We start from the raw sequence: 17,536 nt of genomic DNA on the forward strand, positions 1-17,536 counted from the left end.
GGGCGCGGAGGGCTGAAGCCCCGCAGGCCCGGCCCCGGACGCCTGCGGCAGCACGGCCGCACCGCCTGTCGGCCCCGGCTCCGGGGTCCAGGGGCGGAGCCCCTGGTTACGGGAAGGGGCGGGGTGGGGGAAAGACACCCCCGCCCCCTCCCCGAACGCCTCCGCCACCGCCTCCGCCATCTCCCCCGGCCGCCCCGCCGCGATCGGTCCGCCTCGGCGACGCGCGCCCTCGGCCAGGGCGTTCAGGACGGTGTCCAGGAGCGGCCCCAGCGCCTCGGCGCCGCCTACTCCGCCCGACAGGGCCGTATCCCCGGCGCCGACCGGACCGCCCGCGCCGAACGGACCGCCCGCGCCACCCGGCCGCCCCACCGCACGTACGAAGTCGTCCACGACACCGACACCCGGCATGAACCCGGCACCAAGTGCGGCGCCCGGGTCCTCACCCGGCTCCCCACCCGGCCGCGCATCCGGGTCCTCACCCGGCCCCGCGTCCCGCCCCGCTCCGGGCGCGGGGACCTCCGGTACCGCCACGTCCACCCGCCCCCCGTCCGTCGTCACGAGCGCCGCCCCCGCCGCACCGGCACCGGCGCCGACACCGGCGCGGGCACGGGCGCGGGCGCGGGCACAGCCCCGGACCCGGCCCCGGCCCCCGACACCGCCCCCGCCCCCGACGCCGCCGCGATCGCGTCCGTCAGTCGGTCCAGCACCGCCTCCGTCTGCTCGTCCGTGATCACGAGCGGCGGCAGCAGCCGTACCGTGGAGCCGAACCGTCCGCCCAACTCGACGATCAGGCCACGGTCGAGACACGCCGCGCGAACCCGTTCCGCCACTTCCGGCGCGGCCGGACGCGCCCCGCAGGAGTCCAACGGCCCCTCCGGGTCGACCAGTTCGATACCGATCATCAGACCGCGTCCCCGTACGTCACCGATCACCGGCAGCTCCGGGCGCAGCCCCTCCAGCCGTGCCGTCATCCGCGCGCCCACCGTCGCCGCACGCTCGACCAGACCCTCCCGCGCCACATACCGCAGCGTCGCCGCGCCCGTGGCCATCGCCAGCGTGTTCCCCCGGAACGTCCCGGTGTGGGCGCCCGGCAGCCAGCCGTCGTACCGCTCGTCGTACACGATCACGGCCAGCGGCAGACTCCCGCCGATCGCCTTCGACATCACCATCACGTCCGGCACGATCCCGCTGTGCTCCACCGCCCAGAACGCGCCGGTGCGGCCGACCCCCGTCTGCACCTCGTCCACGATCAGCGGGATCTCCCGCTCGGACGTGATCCGCCGCATCTCCCGCAGCCAGCCGTCCGGCGCCGGCACCGCGCCGCCCTCGCCCTGGACCACTTCGAGGATCATCGCGGCGGGCGGTACGACACCGCCCGCCGGGTCGTCGAGCAGCCGTTCCGTATACGTCGCCGACAGCTCCGCGCCGCGCTCGCCGCCGATCCCGAACGGACAGCGGTACGCGTACGGATACGGCAGCCGGGTCACCTCCGCCCCGCCGCCCGCGACCCGCTCCTTGACCGCGACACTGCCGGTCGCGGCGAGCGCGCCCGCCGTCATCCCGTGGTACGCGCCGGTGAACGCGAGCACCCCGGTCCGCCCGGTCGCCGTCTGCGTCAGCTTCAGCGCCGCCTCGACCGCGTCCGTACCGGCCGGCCCGCAGAAATGGATCCGCGCGCGGTCCGCGAAGGCGCCCGGCAGGGTGGCGAAGAGCGCGTCGGTGAAGTCGTCCTTCTCCGGCGTCGCCAGATCGAGGACATGCAGCGGTGCCCCGCTGTCCACCGTGCGGCGGATGGCCTCCAGCACAACGGGATGGTTGTGGCCGAGGGCGAGTGTCCCCGCGCCGGAGAGGCAGTCGAGATAGCGGCGGCCGTCGGTCCCCTCGACCGTCAGGCCCTTGGCGCGGACGGGGACGATCGGGAACGAGCGGGCGTACGTACGGGCCGCGGATTCCCGGGCGCGCTGCCGCCCCAGGACGGCGCTCGCGTCGACGGCGCTCGCGTCGACGGCGGAGCGCCCCTCGGCGGAGCGCCCGTCGGCGGCGGAACGCCCCTCGGCGGGCAGGGTGGTGTGGGGCACGGTCATGACACGGCTCCGGGGTCTCGGGAGGGAACGACGAGGGGGAGAGCGAGGGGAGGAAACCGGACGGACGGGCGGGCACGCCGCACCGCCCGTCCGGCTCACAGCCGACGGACGAACGCGCGCATCGCGAACTCCTGGCCGTAGCCGCCCATATGGGCTGTGCCAAGGAACCGGCCCGATTCGAGTGCGGCCTTCACCCTGGCAAGTGGTATGTGTCGTATGGCCAGTTCACCAGACCGGGTGACATGGCAAGACGTCTCCCCCTCTGACGCGCCCTCCGGCATGCCCTCCGACACGCCCTCCGGAGCGGGCGGTAAGTCGGCCGGATCGGCGGACCGGGGCGCTGCGGAGAGCGGGTACGGGACGGACACGGCTTGCTCTACCTCGGGGTGGGGGGCGGGACGGACGGAACGGAACGCGACGAACAGACTGAATGGTCCGGATGGAGTGGACGCGCGCCAAACGCCTGCGGGGCGGGTCGCGCCACCAACCACCTTGTTGGGACTCGTTGGAACTCCCGCGACGGACTCAGCGGATCCGGTGGATTCAGCCCAAATGACACTTAGGCGAGCCTAACCTAATCGCCGCCTGAGAGGGTACCAAGCCTCCTGAACGGCCGCGCGACCTTCGCGGGAGTACGTTTGACTGGAGGAGGCGAACGCGTCATGAGCAACTGGATCAGCGTGGTAGTGATCCTGGGCCTGATCGCGGTGGGATTCGCAGTGATTCACCTGCTCAACGGACAGCACAGGGAACGAATCGCGACATACAGTTTCGGCCGGTCCCTCTGGAATCCGCAGAAGCGGGCGGCGCCCCCGGCGGAGGAGCCCCCGGCCCCTCCGCCCGCTGCTACCCCTCCGTCCGCCGCCGCGCCCGCGCCTGCGCCTGCCCCCGGCCCCGAGCGGTCGGAGCGGCCCGAGCGCCCGGAGCGAGCCACCCACCGGGACGCGGGCCGTCACGCTGGCCGTCACTGGCCCGACGGGCTGAGCGACCTCATTTCTGGGCGTGCTCACCGACGTAGAAAAGCAGCCAGATGAACCCGGCGAAGAGGTGCGTCCCGAAGATGTAGAAGAAGACGCGGAGGGCGACTCCGCGCTCCTTCCAGCTCTCGTTGTCGTCGCTGTCGCTGTCGCTCATCACAGACCTCCTGCCGGGGCACTTCCGGGGTTCGGCCCGGTACGGGAACGCGGTCGGGCACGCGACACAGGCACGGCCGTCACCGGCTCCAGCGTACGGCCACACCCGCCACGCCGCCGGTGACGGCCGTTTTCGGCTGCCCTGAGACGGCCGCTTCAGGCTGACCTGCGACGGCCGCTTGCGGCTGGCCTGCGGCGCCGCCACCGCACATCCCAGCCCCCGCCCTGAGCACCACCTTGCCGGCCGGGCCGTACCGCCTTGCCGTACCGCCCTTGCCGTACCGCCTCACCTGAGCCCCCGCCCGCCCGGGGGCATCCGCATGAGCGCGCCGACCCGCCTCCGGCGCACCGATGGCGCCCCCCGAGCGCTGCCGGGCGGAATAGGGGGCGGGGGGTAGTCGTTACAGGTGGCAGTTTAAGATTCAACCAATCCACCCTTCGAGAGGCGAGAGGTAAGCGCGATGCAGTTCGGGATCTTCACGGTCGGCGATGTCACGGCCGACCCGACCACGGGACGTACGCCGACCGAACACGAGCGGATCAAGGCGATGGTCGCCATCGCGCGGAAGGCCGAGGAGGTGGGGCTCGATGTCTTCGCCACGGGCGAGCACCACAACCCGCCCTTCGTCCCCTCCTCGCCCACGACGATGCTCGGCCATATCGCCGCCACCACCGAGCGGCTGATCCTCTCCACCTCCACCACCCTGATCACCACCAACGACCCGGTGAAGATCGCCGAGGACTTCGCGATGCTCCAGCACCTGGCCGACGGGCGCGTCGATCTGATGATGGGGCGCGGGAACACCGGTCCGGTCTATCCGTGGTTCGGTGAGGACATCCGCCAGGGCATTCCGCTCGCGATCGAGAAGTACGCGCTGCTGCACAAGCTGTGGCGCGAGGACGTCGTGGACTGGGAGGGCAAGTTCCGTACCCCTCTCCAGGGCTTCACCTCGACGCCCCGCCCGCTGGACGGCACCCCGCCGTTCGTCTGGCACGGCTCGATCCGCTCGCCCGAGATCGCCGAGCAGGCCGCCTACTACGGAGACGGCTTCTTCGCCAACAACATCTTCTGGCCCAAGGAGCACTTCCAGAAGCTGATCCGGCTCTACCGCAAGCGGTACGCCCACTACGGGCACGGCACCCCGGAACAGGCCATCGTGGGCCTCGGCGGCCAGGCGTTCATCCGGAGGAACTCGCAGGACGCGGTACGGGAGTTCCGGCCGTACTTCGACAACGCGCCGGTGTACGGGCACGGGCCCTCCCTGGAGGAGTTCACCGAGCAGACCCCGCTGGTCGTCGGCAGCCCGCAGGAGGTCATCGAGAAGACGCTGTCCTTCCGTGACTCCTTCGGCGACTACCAGCGCCAGTTGTTCCTGATGGACCACGCGGGCCTGCCGCTGAAGACCGTGCTGGAACAGCTCGACCTGCTGGGCGAGGAGGTCGTACCCGTACTGCGCAAGGAGTTCGCGAGCCTGCGGGCGGCGGGGGTCCCGGACGGACCCGTCCACCCGGCGGTCGCCGCCCGTGCCGACCGTACCGACGGCGCCGACGACACCGCCGGCACTGACCGCACTGAACGCACTGAACGCACTGAACGCACTGAACGTACTGCCAAGGAGGTCTGACCATGGGGGCGTTGAAGCTCGTCGCCGTCTCGGCCGGGCTGAGCAAGCCGTCGTCCACCCGGCTGCTGGCCGACCGGCTGGCGGAGGCGACCGCGCGCGAACTGGCCGCCGCCGACCGCAAGGCGGAGGTCGAGGTCGTGGAACTGCGCGAGCTGGCCGTCGACATCGCGAACAACCTGGTCACCGGGTTCCCGTCGGCCACGCTGCGCGCGGCGCTGGACCGGGTGACCGGGGCGGACGGTCTGATCGTGGTGACGCCGGTCTTCGCCGCCTCCTACAGCGGGCTGTTCAAGTCGTTCTTCGACCTGGTCGAACCGGACGCGCTCGCCGGAACCCCCGTACTCCTCGCGGCGACCGGCGGCACCGCGCGGCACTCGCTCGTGGTGGAGCACGCGCTGCGCCCGCTCTTCACGTACCTGCACGCGCTGACCCTGCCGACGGCGGTCTTCGCGGCGACCGACGACTGGGGTGCCGGGGCCGACGCCTACGCGGGCGGGCTGCCGGCCCGGATCGAGCGGGCGGGCGGCGAGTTCGCCCGGCTGCTGGGGACGGTCGTGCCGGTACGGGGAGGAGACACCGGGGCGGACGGGGCGGACGGCGACGGCGAGAGGGGCGAGTTGGACGGGGCGGGCGAGAGGGGCGGCGCGGGCGAGTTGGACGACCTCGATGACGTCGTGCCCTTCGAGCAGCTTCTCGGGAAACTCATGTAGGGCCCCGGGCCCGGACGAGCACGTCCGGGCCCGTCGGTCGGTCGGCAGACGCCCACGCCCTCGCAGCTCAGGGGGCGTTGTCAGTGGTGCCTCCTATTGTTTCCTTATGACCCCTGCGTTCATCGGGCGTGACCACCCCGCAGGCGTCCTCCGGGCGGAGATCGACCGGGCGACGGACAGCCGTGGGGGCCTTGTGCTGGTCACGGGCGAGCCCGGGATCGGCAAGACCACGCTCGTCACGCACGCGGCCCAGGAGGCGCGGCGGCGCGGGGCGCTGGTGGTCGGCGGCTCGTGCTGGGACTCGGACAGCGCGCCCGGGTACTGGCCATGGGTGCAGGTCGTGCGCGGGCTGCGGCGCGGGACCGGCGAGGAGGAGTGGGCGGAGGCCGAGAAGGCCGCGGGCGGGCGGCTGACGGTGCTGCTCGGCGAGGCACCGGGCGAGGACGAGGGCGCGAGCGGTGCCACCGGAGCGGGTGGTGGAATCGGCGCGGGCGGTGGCCCCGGTGCGGGCGGTGGCGCGGGCGCGGGTGGTGGCGCGGGCGGCGCAGGCGGTGGCCCCGGCGCGGGCGGTGCCAACGGATCCCTCGCGGCCCTTGGGGCCAAGGACGCGTTCCCGGTGTACGACGCGGTGACGACCGCGCTGGTGACCGTCTCGCAGGACCGGCCCGTGGTGGTCGTCCTGGACGATCTGCACTGGGCGGACACCGCCTCGCTCAAGCTGCTCGAATTCGCCGCGCAGCACGCCTGGTTCGAGCGGCTGCTGCTGGTCGGGACGTATCGGGACGCCGAGGTGGAGGCGGCGGACCATCCGCTCCACCGGCTGATCCTGCCGCTGGTCGCGCGGGCGACGGCCACGGTGACGCTCACCGGGCTCGACCGGGACGAGGTGGGCGCGCTGCTGGCGTACACGGCTGGGCGCGAGCCCGAGCCCGCCGTGGTCGACGAGGTGCACCGGCGCACGGGCGGCAATCCGTTCTTCGTGGAGCAGACGGCCCGCCTCTGGCGCGGTGGCGGGCCGGTGAGCGCCATGGCGCCGGGGGTCAGGGAGGCGGTGCGGCGGCGGCTCGCGCTGCTGCCGGAGCCGGTGAGCGAGCTGCTGACGGCGGCGGCGGTGCTGGGCAGGGAGTTCCACCGGCAGGTGCTCGCGGCGGCCACGGCCGCGCCCGTACCGCATGTGGACCGGCTGCTGGACCGCGCGGTGACGGCCCGGCTGGTGGTGGCGCGGCGCGCGGGGCGGTTCGCCTTCGCGCACGATCTCGTCCGGGAGACGCTGTACGAATCGCTGGACGAGGCGGACGCGCGGCGGCGGCACGGGGCGGTGGTCCGGGCGCTGGACGGGGATCCGCCACCGGGCGGTCCGGGTCCGGCGCCCGGAGGTCCGGGACTGGGCGGTCCGGCGCCCGGAGGCCCGGGACTCGGCGGTCCGGCGTTCGGCGGTCCCGGCTTCGGCGGTCCCGGCTTCGGTGGTCCGGGGGGTGGTGGTCCGGGGTTCGGCGGTCCCGCACCCGGCGGTCAAGCGGGCGGCGGTCCCGCACCCGCCGGTCCAACGGTCGCCGGTCCAGGGCCTGGTGGTCCAGGGCCTGGTGGTCCAGGGCCTGGCGGTCCGGGGCTTGGCGGTCCGGGGCTTGGCGGTCCAGCGGGCGGCGGTCCGGGGTTCGGCGGTCCGGGGCTTAACGGCCGGGGCCCCGGCGGAGGGGCGCTCGGGGGTTCGGCGTTCGGCGAGAAGGTCTTCCCCGCCGATCTGGCCCGGCACGCGTATCTGGCGGGCGACACGCTGGCGCGGGACCGCCGTGTCGATCTTCTGCTGGCGGCGGCGCGGGACGCCTCCAGCAGACTGGCGGGCGAGGAGGCCCTCGTCCACTACCGGCGTGCGCTGGAGATCGCGGAGACGGCGGGGGAGGGCGATCCGCGCCCCGGGGCGGGCGATCCGCGCCGCGCCGTGCTGATCGCGCTGGAGCTGGGGGGCGAGCTGCGGCACGGCGGGGACGAGGAGGAGGGCTGGCGGTATCTCGAACGGGCGGTGGCGCCGGCCCGCGCGCTGGGGGACGCCGAGCTGCTGGCCCGGGTGGCGATCACCCTGCATCAGCAGGGCAGCGTTCCCGGGCGCGAGCGGCATACGGCCGAACTGCTCAGGGAGGCCTATCGCGTGCTGATCGACGGCGGTGGCGATCCCGCGGAGCTGACACCCGAGCGGCTCGCGCAGGAGCTGGCCGTACGGTCCACGGCCCTGGCCCGGGACGACGAGGACGACGACGCGCTCGCCTTCTCCCTCTGGGCGCGGCACGACACGATCTGGGGGCTCGGCACCTCCGAGGAACGGCTCGCGCTCACCGACGAGATGGCCGCGGTCGCCCGGCGTACGGGGAACGTCGACATGGAGCTGCACGCGACCGCGATGCGCTGGGTGACGCTGCTGGAGCTGGGCGATCCGCGCTACCTGGACCAGTTGCGTACGTTCGCCGCCCTGTCGGAGCGGACCGGGCTGCGCCGCTTCCAGTTCGGCAAGGCCGTCGACCGGAGTCTGGTCGCCGGGCTCACCGGCCGTTTCGACGAAGCGGAGGAGCATCTCGCGGAGGCGCTGGAGATGCGGCACCAGCACACGCCCTTCGGCTTTCTCGCCGCGCATCTCGACTGGGCGCTCAAGCTGCTGCGGGAGCGGTTCGACGAGGCGGAGGGCGTGGTCGGCACGCTGGGGGAGGCGGGTTATCCGTATCCGGGGCTGCTGGCGGGGCTGACGGCGGTGGAGCGCGGGGACACGGCGGAGGCGCTGCGGGTGCTGCGTGAGCTGGAGGCGGCGGCCGGTTCCGACGGTCCCGAGCCCTTTCCCCGTGTCTACACGCCGCTGTGGCTGCGCTTCCGCGCCCAGACGGCCGCCGCGTCGGGCGACGCGGCGCTGATCGCGGGCGCGCGGGAGGCGCTCGCTCCGTACGCGGGGCAGTGGGTGGTCTCGCTGTACGGCTGCGACCTCGGCGGTCCCGTCGATCTCTGGCTCGGCACGCTGGCCCTGGCGGGCGGGCGGTGGGACGAGGCGGTGACGGCGCTCACGGCGGCCCTCGACTCGGCCGAGCGTCTCCAGGCCAGACCGTGGTCCCTGCGCGCGCGGACCGCACTGGCGCGGGCGCTGCGGGGCCGCGCCGGAGAGGGCGACGCGGCGAGAGCGGCGACGCTGGACGCGCGGGCCGCCCGCGACGCGGAGGCGCTGGGGCTGACCGTCCGGTCACCGACGCGCGCGGCGGTGACCGGCACCGGCCCGGGGACGGACCCGTTACGCGCGAACCGGGAGCCCGCCCCCGGGACCACAGCCCTGCCCACCCCGCCCGCCCCATCCGCCCCGCCCGCCCCGCCCGTCGGACAGGGCGAGTTCCGGCGGGACGGCACCGTATGGGCACTGGCCCTGGCGGGCCGGCGTATCCATGTGGCGGACGCCAAAGGCCTGCGCGATCTGCATACGCTGCTCGGCCGGCCGGGCAGCGACCTTCCCGCCGTGGAACTGCTGGCTCCCGAGGCGGGCCGGGCGGCCGTGGAAGCGCGCCGTCTCGGCGGGGATCCGGTGCTCGACGAGCAGGCCAAGGCCGCGTACAGACGGCGTCTTGAGGCACTCGACGCCGAGATAGACCGCGCGGACGCCCGTGGAGACAGAACGGGGGCCGCCACGGGCGAACGGGAACGTCAGGCGCTCCTCGACGAACTACGCCGGGCCGCCGGCCTCGGCGGACGCACCCGCCGCCTGGGCGACGAGGCCGAGCGCGCCCGCAAAACGGTCACCGCCCGTATCCGCGACACCCTCCGCAAACTCGACACGCTCCACCCCGAACTCGCCGCCCACCTCAGAGCCACCATCTCCACCGGCGCCACCTGCACCTACCACCCCACCCGCACCCCCACCCCCATCACCTGGCACCTCTGACCGCCCCCGGCCGAACTCAACCGCCCGCCCGGCCCTCGTCCGGCCGTGGGCGCGGGTGTGGGTGTGGGTGTGGGTGTGGGCGTGGGGGTTTCTACTTTCGGTTGTACAGGCGCATCGTGATCGAGCCGAACACGACCACCAGTGCCACCGCCCAGCCCAGTGACCACGCGATGGCCTCCGTCGGCCAGTCGCCCTCCATCAGCTCGCGCACCGCCGTGGCCACATGGCTCACCGGGCTGTTGTTGACGAAGGCCTGGAGCCAGCCCGGCATCGTCTTCGGGTCGACGAAGACATTGCTCAGGAACGTCAGCGGGAAGATCACCATCATGCTGACGCCCATCACGGACTTCTCGCTGCGCAGCATCAGACCGAACATGGTCCAGATCCACGAGAACGAGAACGCGAAGGCCAGCAGCACCAGCAGGCCCGCCGCGACACCGGCCACCCCGCCGTGCGGGCGGTAGCCGATGATCATGCCGACCGCGAGCATCACCAGCGAGGCGATCACATAGCGGACCACATCGCCGAGGAGATAGCCCACCATCGGCGCGGGCCGCCATATCGGGAGGGTACGGAAGCGGTCGAAGACGCCTTTGCCGATATCGGTGTTGACCGCGACTCCCGTGTACATCGTGATCATCACGACGCTCATCACCAGGATGCCCGGCAGCAGGAACTGGATGTACGCGGAGACCGAACCGGCCAGCGCCCCTCCGAAGAGGTACGCGTACATCAGCACCATCATGATCGGGAAGGCGGTGACATCGAAGAGCTGCTCCGGCACATGCTTGATCTTGAGCATGGCCCGCCACCCGAAGGTGAGCGAGGCGGAGAGCGCGGTGGGCCGTGGCGGGCGGTCCTTGCTCACCAGCAGAGCGGCGAGATCCTCCGCCCTGGGGGCCGCCAGACCGAGATCGCCGGAATCGCCTTCGGTGGACTTCGTGGCCACGGTGGTCATGCCGCCGCCCCCTCCTTCTCGTCACGCTTCTCGTCACGCGTCTCGTCGCGCCGCTGCTTCTTGTCGGTGAGGGCCAGGAACACCTCGTCCAGGCTGGGCTGACCCAGCGAGAAGGTGTCCACGGTGATTCCGGAGCGGGCCAGCTCGGCCAGGGCCCGCCCGGCCTGCTCCGCCGCACCGCGCTCGGTGCCCCGGCCGTCGACCGTGGCGGTCAGGGCGACGGGATCCGGGTCCAGTTGCACGGACGCGTCGAGCGCGCGTGCCAGTACCCGCTCGGCCTCCGGCCGCTGTTCGGCGTCCCGCAGCCGCAGATGCACGGAACCGGCGCCCACCGATGCCTTCAGCTCGCCCTTCGTACCCTCCGCGATCACCTTGCCGTGGTCGATGACGGCGATACGGGACGCCAGCTGGTCCGCCTCGTCGAGATACTGCGTCGTCAGCAGGACCGTCGTGCCCTGAGCGACCACCGCCCGCACGATGTCCCACACCTGATTGCGGCTGCGCGGATCGAGGCCCGTCGTCGGCTCGTCCAGGAAGAGCAGATCCGGTGTGTTCAGAATGGACGCGGCGATGTCGATACGGCGCCGCATACCCCCCGAGTAGTTCTTGACCTGCCGGCCCGCCGCCTCGACCAGGCCGAACGCCGCCAGCAACTGCTCCGCGCGCACCCGCGCGGCCGTCTTCGTATGCCCCAGGAGCCTGCCGAGCAGCATCAGATTCTCGGTGCCGGTCAGATCCTCGTCCACCGAGGCGTACTGACCGGTGAGGCTGACCCTGCTCCGTACCGCGTCGGCTTCCTTCCGTACGTCCTTGCCGAAGACGCGGGCCTCGCCGCCGTCCGGGCGCAGCAGCGTGGCGAGCATCCGCACCACGGTCGTCTTGCCCGCGCCGTTCGGACCGAGAACGCCGTAGACCGTGCCCGCCGGCACGGCGAGATCGACCCCGTCCACGGCGCGGTTCTCTCCGAAGACCTTCACCAGCCCTGCGGTCTCGATCGCGAGATCAGTACTCGTCATCATCTTCCCTGTCGTCCTGCCTGTCGTCGTGCCGTGCGTGTGGTCGTGCCGTGCGTGTGGTCGTGCGGTGCGTGTGGTCGCGCGGTGGGGAAAGCTCTAGGACGCGTACGGGCGCTGGGCGCGGGCCTCCCGTAACGCCAGGCCCCACCAGCCGAGCTGGTCGAGCATCAGACCCGCCGCCCGGTCCCGCCGCTCGCCGTCGGGCGAGTCCTCGGAGAGGTCGATGGTCACGCCGTTGCGCAAGGTCACGGTGTGCAGCTCGGTGAAGACCGAACGCAGCTGCTCGACCGCGTAGAGCCCGCCCGAGCCATGGCCGTAACTCACGAACGCGACCGGCTTGGTGCGCCACTCGTCGTACGCGAAGTCGATGGCCTGCTTCAGGGACGCCGGGAACGAGCGGTTGTACTCCGGGGTGACCACCACGAACGCGTCCGCCCGGCCGACCTCCCGCGTGAACTCCGCCATCCGCGCGGTGGGCCGGTCGGGATAGCGCGCGGGAAAGTCGAAGTCGACCAGATCGACGACCGAGAGCTCCAGCTCGTCGCACCGGGCCGCCCGCTCCATGAACCACTGGCCGATCGCGTCACCGACCCGTCCCTCGCGCGTGCTGCCGATGATCACCGCCACGCGCAGCGCCTCCTGCGCGCGATGTACGGACCGCCGCACGGGACACCTCCCTCCCCGGCCTCCCGCCGCACGTCTCCCACGTCTCTGTCATGTCTCCGTCCCCCGTCTCCGTCCCCCGTCTCTGTGTCCCCCGTCTCCGTCCCACCCCTCAGGCGCGAGACACGACCGCGCGGCCCGCCAGATCAGATCTGGCGGGCCGCGCGGTGGAACAAGGAAGAGGGAAGAGGTCAGGGTTCTCGCATGAGGTCAGGGTTCTCGCATATAGAACGCGTAGAACGTGATGATGACCGTCCCCGCGGCGAGTGCGAGCCCGATCCCCGACGACAGCAGCACGCTGTGCCCGGTCAGGCTGTACAGGAAGCCCATCGACCCGCCGACCAGCACGCCCCAGGCCGCGGCGCGCACCTCCCGCATCAGGGCGTGCTGCACCCGGAGGAGACCGAAGATCAGCAGGGCGAGCAGCGCGCCGGATATCAGCGCCAGAGCGAGCTGTCCGTAGGTGGCCGGTCCGCCGCCGCGCGCGATGTACGCGGCGTACGCGCCGTAGATGATGCCCAGGAGAAGCGGTATCCCCAGGATGTGCGGAGACAGCTGGAACCGCTCCAGTGGGGAGACACGGCGGCGCGTCGGCCGCGTCGGTGCCTGAGTGGCCATGACAGGGCGCTCCTTCCCTCGTCCCCCGGCTTCACGTCCCCCCGCTTCACCCCCCGCCGGAATCCCCCGGAATCCCCCGGCGCCCCCTGCCTTTCCCCGCGCCCCCACCCCTCCAGCGCACACCCGCCCGTCGTACCCGTCAACCCGGCGTCGTCGTCCCCCCGTCACCCCCGTCACCCCCGGCGCTCACCGGGTCGGCGGCGCACCGCTCGCGCCGGGCGCCCGCGCCGCGTTCCCTTGAGGAGTGCGGAGCTATCTCTCCACGGCGCTGATCGTCCTGCTCGCGGTCCTCACCCCGCTGAGCGCGATCGCGGCCTGGGCCGATCTGGAGATCGGCGACACGGGCCGCTTCGTCTCGACGATGGCGCCGCTCGCCTCCGACCCGGCCGTGCAGGGCGCCGTCGCCGACCGGGTGACCGACCAGGTCATGACGCAGATCGACGTGGGCCCGCTCCAGTCGGGCGTACGCGAGCTGCTGCACGAGGCCGTGCTGTCGTTCTCCACCACCGAGGCCTTCAAGAACGCGTGGACGACGGCCGCCCGCGCCGCGCACACCACCGCGCAGCAGGTCCTGGCCAGCGGCGGCGGCGATGCCGTGTCCATCGATCTGGCGCCCGTCACCCAACAGGTGAAACGGCAGTTGATGGCCGACCGGGTGCCGTACGCCGACCGGATCCCCGTACGGCACAGCGAGATCACCGTCCTGAAGGCCAACGGGCTCGGCGTCTGGCGCGATGTGGCCCAGGGGCTCAAGGCGGCGGGGGTCCGGCCGGCCGTGGCGACGGTCGTGCTCGCCGCGGCGGCCCTGCTGCTCTCCGTACGCCGGCGCCGGCACCGGGCGCTGATCGGCGTCGGTCTCGCGTTCGCGGCGGGCGCGGTGGTCCTGGGCGTCGTCGTGGCGGTGGCCCGTACGACCAGTCTGGGGAATCTGCCGGACAACGGTGACCGTTCGGCCGCCGCCGCCATCTACGACGCACTGACCGCCTCCCTCCGTACGGCGGCCTGGTGGATCCTCGCGGCCGGGCTCGCCCTGGCCGCGATCGGCTGGCTCATGGGCCGACGCAGGCGAGCGCCGCCGGTTCCCCCTGGGCGCACGCCCGTACCGGTGGGGGCGGGGACACCGGACCGCCCCTGACGGTGTCCCCGCCCCGGTCCCGCCCCTGACGTTGTCCCGACTCCCCTGTCACGCCCGCCTGTCACGCCTGTCCCTCCTGTCTCGCCCCTGACCTGTCCCGCCCCTGACCTCGTCCAATCTGGGCTTTACTGAATCTTTATACCGATCACCCCCACCCAAATGTCCCTTTTGCTCCATTTGGAGCACCATGGGCTTATGAGCCAGAACACAGCACAGAGGCCCCCCACCACGGGCATGGGCACAGGCGCAAGCACAGGAATGGGCACGGGGACCGGCACCGGATACGGCGCGGGGACCGGCGCCCATACCGAACGAAGGGCCGCCTATGCCGTCGGCGGCAGTTTCTTCGCCGGTGTGCTCATGGTGGTCATGGGAGCGACAGCCATTCTGCAAGGGGCAGCCGCGGTCAGAAGGGACCGGATCCTCAACAGCGTCTCCGGCTACGCCTACGGGTTCAACCTCAGTTCATGGGGCTGGCTGCACATAGCCCTCGGAATCCTGGTCGCCCTCGTGGGACTGGCGATTCTGATGCGTATCCGGCCGGCGCGGTACGCCGGTATAGCGGTCGCCTCGCTGATCCTCGTCTCGCAGTTCATGTATCTGCCGTACCAGCCCGTCTGGGCGGTCGTGGGCATGGCCCTGGCCGCGTGGATCATCTGGGCGCTGGCCACGGACCGCGGCCCGTTCGGCGCCGCGCCGGGCACGGGAGCCGGCGGAGCCGGCACCGGATCGACCGGCAGAACCTGACCCTCCGTGACCTGACCATCAGCGACCTGGCGGTCCACGACCTGACGGTCCGCGATCCAACGGTCCGCTGACGTCAACGCCCCAACGCTCCAACGCCCCATCCCCCAAACCACGTACGCGCGTACGGGAACAGTGGCCACGGTCACTGTCCCCGTACGCGCGTACGCGTCCGTACGCGTCCGTACGCGTCCGTACGCGTCCGTACGCGTCCGTACGCGTCCGTACGCATCCGTACGCATCCGTACGCTGAGCGTGACGCCCCGCGTGCCAGGGCGGAGGAGATCGTGCGAGCGAGAGGCCGGGCCCTTGGACACCGCGAGCAGCAGAACCGTCGCACGCGACCCGCTCGACGACCCGCCCCCGCCCCTCGCGCGCCCCGCCCCCGAACGGCTGCTGATCTGGGCGACGGGCCTCTCCCTCGCCGCGGCCACCGCGCTCGTCGGCTGTCGCGCGATCGGCGTCGACGGTGTCACCCCCGTCCCCCAGCTCCTCGCGTTCCTGCCCTGGTCGCTCCTCCCCATCGGCGTGGCGGCCGTGTTCACCGCCCTGCTCCGCTGGCGCGGCGGGCTGGTCTGGGCGCTGGTGGTGCTCGCCGTGGCGGGGTGGTACGGACTGCCGTACGGTTCCCAGGCCGGGGCGGGCGACAAGGCCAGCGCCTCGGCCTTGGCCTCAGGACCGGAACAGGCGGCCGTCGCCCGGATCGAAGTGCTCACCTCCAACGTCGAGTTCGGACAGGCGACGCTCGGGCTGATCGAGACGGTCCGCCGCGAGAGACCGGACCTGGTCTTCGTCCAGGAGTGCGAGTACATCTGCGCCCAGCTCCTCAACACCCGTATTCCGCGGGCGGACTATCCGTACCGCCATATCGTCAAGGCCGGCCACGCGGAGGGCTCGGCGATCCTGTCCGCTCTCCCGCTCACCGACACCGAAGGCATCGAGGGAACGCTCTCCATGCCCGGTTCGGAAGCCGTCATCGGTGGCCGTGCCGTACAGCTCCAGCTCGTCCACCCGCTGCCGCCCATCCCCGGCGGGGTCGGCTCATGGCGCCGGGAGCTGGGCCGTATCCGTACCTACGCCGCCGCGCACCGGGACGCTCCCCTCATCCTGGCGGGCGACTTCAACGCCACCCGGGACCATGCCGCCTTCCGCGCCGTCCTCGACGACGGCGAGCTGCGGGACGGCGCCGCTCTGGCGGGCGCGGGCCGCACCCCGTCCTGGCCCGCCGCCGTTCCCCGGCCCCTGGGCGCGCAGATCGACCATGTACTGATCAGCGAGGACTTCTCCGTACGGCGGGCCCGCTTCCTGGATCTGGCGGACACGGACCACCGGGCCCTGCTCGTCGAACTCGATCTGCGCGCCCCCGCGCGACGGTGACCGCGACCGCGACGGTGACGGTGCCCGCCGAAGGTGCGAGGGGCCCGATACGGCGGGAGGATCGGAACTATGAACGCGGGCGGCAAGAACGACAAGATCCTCGACACCATCGGCTCCCTCGTCACCGAGGAGCGCTCCTTGCGCGACCGTTCGACACGGAACCTCGGGCTCGGCGACGAGGACCAGGAGCGGCTGCGCGCCGTCGAGGTACAGCTCGACCAGTGCTGGGATCTGCTGCGTCAGCGCCGCGCCAAGTCGGAGTTCGGCGAGAACCCCGACGAGGCGGCGGTCCGTCCGCCGAGTGAGGTCGAGGGATACCAGGGCTGACCCCGCCGGCGGCCGCCCGGCCGGCGGGGGACGCGAAGGGTGGGCTCGCCCCCGCCGCGCTCGCCCCCCTGCCGCGCTCGCCCCCTGCCGCACTCGCCCCCCGCCGCACTCGCCGCCGCCGCGTCATGAGGTGACGGCGGCGCGCGCGACCGCCTCCCCCCGGTCATGGACGGCACTCACCGATCGGGCACTTTGAGCGTCAGCCAGACCCGCTTCCCCGGCCCCTGCCGGGGCGCCACCCCCCAGTCGTCGGCGAGCGCGGCGACCAGCGCGAGCCCCCGTCCGCACTCGTCGTCCAGGCCCGGATCGCGTGGCCGTGGCAGCAGATCCCCGGCGTCCTCGACCTCCATTCTCAGCAGCCCGTCCCCGCGGCGCAGGGTGACGGCGATCTCCCGGCCGGGCGGGCTGCCATGGCGCAGCGCGTTGGTGACGAGTTCCGACAAAAGGAGGGCGGCGGTCGCGCCGGGCTCCTCGGGCAGGTCGAAGTGCGCGTGCAGAGTCTCGCGCGCGCGGCCCACACTGCGCGGGTGGCTGGGGAGGCGGAACGTCAGGTGCTGGTCGTGCCGGTTGCGATGGTCGTACTGGTCGAGCTGCTCACCGTCGAGGTTCATGGGAAGGACCTTCCCTGAAGTACGGATTTTACTTTCCGTGCAACGGTGATGACTCAAAGGAGTCGGGCGGGGAGTTGGACGAATCCCACAACGGCCTTGGGGGCAAGGGGCGTTAGGAGAACGACGTCCTCAGGAATTCGTCTCCGGTCCGCAAACACACCGGAATCCGGCAGCTCCCGACTGCGGCGCCCGCGCCGCCCGAGGCCGCTCAGTGTCCCTGCAACCGGTCCAGATCCCTGCGGTCGCGCTTGGTCGGCCGGCCCGCTCCCCGGTCGCGCAGGGCCACCGGCACCACCAGTTCGCGGGGCGGGGGCGGCGGGCTGTTGTCCACGTAGCACTCCACCGCCACCGGGGCGCCCACCCGCTTCCGTACGGTCCGTGACACCACCACGATCCGCTCGCGCCCCGCGTGCCGCAGCCGGATCTCGTCGCCCGTCCTGACGGCGTACGCGGGTTTCACCCGCTCGCCGTTGACCCGCACATGACCCGCCCGGCAGGCGGCGGCGGCCTGGGAGCGCGTCTTGGTGAGCCGTACGGACCAGATCCAGCTGTCGACCCGTACGGTCCCTCCGGTCGTCCCCTCGCCCGGTACCTCAGAAGCCACAGAAGCCATACATCGAGAGTAGGC

Annotated in this window: 15 protein-coding genes; 7 read left to right on the forward strand and 8 right to left on the reverse strand. The window is 72.5% G+C overall.

Going from position 1 to position 17,536, the window contains the following annotated elements; genetic code table 11:
* Window positions 1-554: 554 nt before the first annotated feature.
* Together OG214_RS19110 and OG214_RS19115 are read right to left on the reverse strand one after the other, a co-directional pair.
* The gene (locus OG214_RS19110; protein ID WP_405985423.1) at window positions 555-2,084 is read right to left on the reverse strand and encodes a diaminobutyrate--2-oxoglutarate transaminase; all 1,530 of its coding nucleotides are present in this window, start codon (window positions 2,082-2,084) and stop codon (window positions 555-557) included.
* A 990-nt stretch (window positions 2,085-3,074) separates the two neighbouring features.
* Window positions 3,075-3,218, reverse strand: a complete 144-nt coding sequence (locus tag OG214_RS19115; protein WP_363084836.1) for a DUF6126 family protein — start codon at window positions 3,216-3,218, stop codon at window positions 3,075-3,077.
* Between the two features lie 460 nt (window positions 3,219-3,678).
* Here OG214_RS19115 and OG214_RS19120 point away from each other — a divergent pair, with 460 nt between their 5' ends.
* From OG214_RS19120 to OG214_RS19130, 3 genes are all read left to right on the forward strand, one after another.
* A complete protein-coding gene (locus OG214_RS19120; RefSeq protein WP_405985424.1) occupies window positions 3,679-4,842 on the forward strand; it encodes an LLM class flavin-dependent oxidoreductase in 1,164 nt (387 codons plus the stop codon).
* A gap of 2 nt (window positions 4,843-4,844) precedes the next feature.
* Window positions 4,845-5,552, forward strand: a complete 708-nt coding sequence (locus tag OG214_RS19125) for an FMN reductase (RefSeq protein WP_405985425.1) — start codon at window positions 4,845-4,847, stop codon at window positions 5,550-5,552.
* A gap of 106 nt (window positions 5,553-5,658) precedes the next feature.
* Window positions 5,659-9,459: an ATP-binding protein gene (locus OG214_RS19130; protein ID WP_405985426.1), complete on the forward strand. Its 3,801-nt coding sequence runs from the start codon at window positions 5,659-5,661 to the stop codon at window positions 9,457-9,459.
* A 91-nt stretch (window positions 9,460-9,550) separates the two neighbouring features.
* Here the strand turns inward: OG214_RS19130 and OG214_RS19135 are convergent, their stop codons facing one another.
* The 4 genes from OG214_RS19135 to OG214_RS19150 all read right to left on the reverse strand — a co-directional run bounded on the left by OG214_RS19135 (window position 9,551) and on the right by OG214_RS19150 (window position 12,714).
* Complete coding sequence (locus tag OG214_RS19135) at window positions 9,551-10,417, reverse strand: ABC transporter permease (protein ID WP_405985427.1); 867 nt, start codon at window positions 10,415-10,417, stop codon at window positions 9,551-9,553.
* Window positions 10,414-11,436 (reverse strand): ATP-binding cassette domain-containing protein, encoded by a 1,023-nt coding sequence (locus OG214_RS19140; protein ID WP_363085999.1) that lies wholly within the window; start codon window positions 11,434-11,436, stop codon window positions 10,414-10,416. The genes OG214_RS19135 and OG214_RS19140 overlap by 4 nt, the downstream gene beginning before the upstream one ends.
* A gap of 93 nt (window positions 11,437-11,529) precedes the next feature.
* Window positions 11,530-12,099 (reverse strand): NADPH-dependent FMN reductase, encoded by a 570-nt coding sequence (locus tag OG214_RS19145; RefSeq protein WP_405985428.1) that lies wholly within the window; start codon window positions 12,097-12,099, stop codon window positions 11,530-11,532.
* A gap of 207 nt (window positions 12,100-12,306) precedes the next feature.
* Window positions 12,307-12,714: a hypothetical protein gene (locus OG214_RS19150; RefSeq protein WP_363079057.1), complete on the reverse strand. Its 408-nt coding sequence runs from the start codon at window positions 12,712-12,714 to the stop codon at window positions 12,307-12,309.
* 244 nt (window positions 12,715-12,958) lie between these two features.
* On the opposite strand from OG214_RS19150, the gene OG214_RS19155 reads away from it, so the two are divergent.
* From OG214_RS19155 to OG214_RS19170, 4 genes are all read left to right on the forward strand, one after another.
* Window positions 12,959-13,849, forward strand: coding sequence for a hypothetical protein (locus OG214_RS19155; RefSeq protein WP_363079056.1), 891 nt, complete (start codon window positions 12,959-12,961; stop codon window positions 13,847-13,849).
* A gap of 195 nt (window positions 13,850-14,044) precedes the next feature.
* A complete protein-coding gene (locus tag OG214_RS19160; RefSeq protein ID WP_363079055.1) occupies window positions 14,045-14,596 on the forward strand; it encodes a hypothetical protein in 552 nt (183 codons plus the stop codon).
* Window positions 14,597-14,902: 306 nt separating this feature from the next.
* Complete coding sequence (locus tag OG214_RS19165; protein WP_405985429.1) at window positions 14,903-15,970, forward strand: endonuclease/exonuclease/phosphatase family protein; 1,068 nt, start codon at window positions 14,903-14,905, stop codon at window positions 15,968-15,970.
* Between the two features lie 69 nt (window positions 15,971-16,039).
* Window positions 16,040-16,297 carry a DUF2630 family protein gene (locus OG214_RS19170; protein ID WP_405985430.1) on the forward strand — a complete coding sequence of 86 codons (258 nt, stop codon included), beginning with the start codon at window positions 16,040-16,042 and terminating at the stop codon, window positions 16,295-16,297.
* 176 nt (window positions 16,298-16,473) lie between these two features.
* On the opposite strand, the gene OG214_RS19175 is transcribed toward OG214_RS19170, so the two are convergent.
* Window positions 16,474-16,908, reverse strand: a complete 435-nt coding sequence (locus tag OG214_RS19175) for an ATP-binding protein (RefSeq protein ID WP_363079052.1) — start codon at window positions 16,906-16,908, stop codon at window positions 16,474-16,476.
* A 208-nt stretch (window positions 16,909-17,116) separates the two neighbouring features.
* On the reverse strand, window positions 17,117-17,521 hold the full coding sequence (locus OG214_RS19180; RefSeq protein ID WP_405985431.1) for an RNA-binding S4 domain-containing protein: 405 nt from the start codon (window positions 17,519-17,521) through the stop codon (window positions 17,117-17,119).
* Between the last annotated feature and the right edge of the window lie 15 nt (window positions 17,522-17,536).

The sequence above is a fragment of the Streptomyces sp. NBC_00872 genome, assembly GCF_045161915.1.
Lineage (GTDB): Bacteria > Actinomycetota > Actinomycetes > Streptomycetales > Streptomycetaceae > Streptomyces.

Excerpts from the sequence above, each read along its gene's own strand:
- OG214_RS19110 (WP_405985423.1), bottom strand. The coding sequence starts at position 2,084 with ATGACCGTGCCCCACACCACCCTGCCCGCCGAGGGGCGTTCCGCCGCC.
- OG214_RS19115 (WP_363084836.1), bottom strand. The coding sequence starts at position 3,218 with ATGAGCGACAGCGACAGCGACGACAACGAGAGCTGGAAGGAGCGCGGA.
- OG214_RS19120 (WP_405985424.1), top strand. The coding sequence starts at position 3,679 with ATGCAGTTCGGGATCTTCACGGTCGGCGATGTCACGGCCGACCCGACC.
- OG214_RS19125 (WP_405985425.1), top strand. The coding sequence starts at position 4,845 with ATGGGGGCGTTGAAGCTCGTCGCCGTCTCGGCCGGGCTGAGCAAGCCG.
- OG214_RS19130 (WP_405985426.1), top strand. The coding sequence starts at position 5,659 with ATGACCCCTGCGTTCATCGGGCGTGACCACCCCGCAGGCGTCCTCCGG.
- OG214_RS19135 (WP_405985427.1), bottom strand. The coding sequence starts at position 10,417 with ATGACCACCGTGGCCACGAAGTCCACCGAAGGCGATTCCGGCGATCTC.
- OG214_RS19140 (WP_363085999.1), bottom strand. The coding sequence starts at position 11,436 with ATGATGACGAGTACTGATCTCGCGATCGAGACCGCAGGGCTGGTGAAG.
- OG214_RS19150 (WP_363079057.1), bottom strand. The coding sequence starts at position 12,714 with ATGGCCACTCAGGCACCGACGCGGCCGACGCGCCGCCGTGTCTCCCCA.
- OG214_RS19160 (WP_363079055.1), top strand. The coding sequence starts at position 14,045 with ATGAGCCAGAACACAGCACAGAGGCCCCCCACCACGGGCATGGGCACA.
- OG214_RS19170 (WP_405985430.1), top strand. The coding sequence starts at position 16,040 with ATGAACGCGGGCGGCAAGAACGACAAGATCCTCGACACCATCGGCTCC.
- OG214_RS19175 (WP_363079052.1), bottom strand. The coding sequence starts at position 16,908 with ATGAACCTCGACGGTGAGCAGCTCGACCAGTACGACCATCGCAACCGG.
- OG214_RS19180 (WP_405985431.1), bottom strand. The coding sequence starts at position 17,521 with ATGGCTTCTGTGGCTTCTGAGGTACCGGGCGAGGGGACGACCGGAGGG.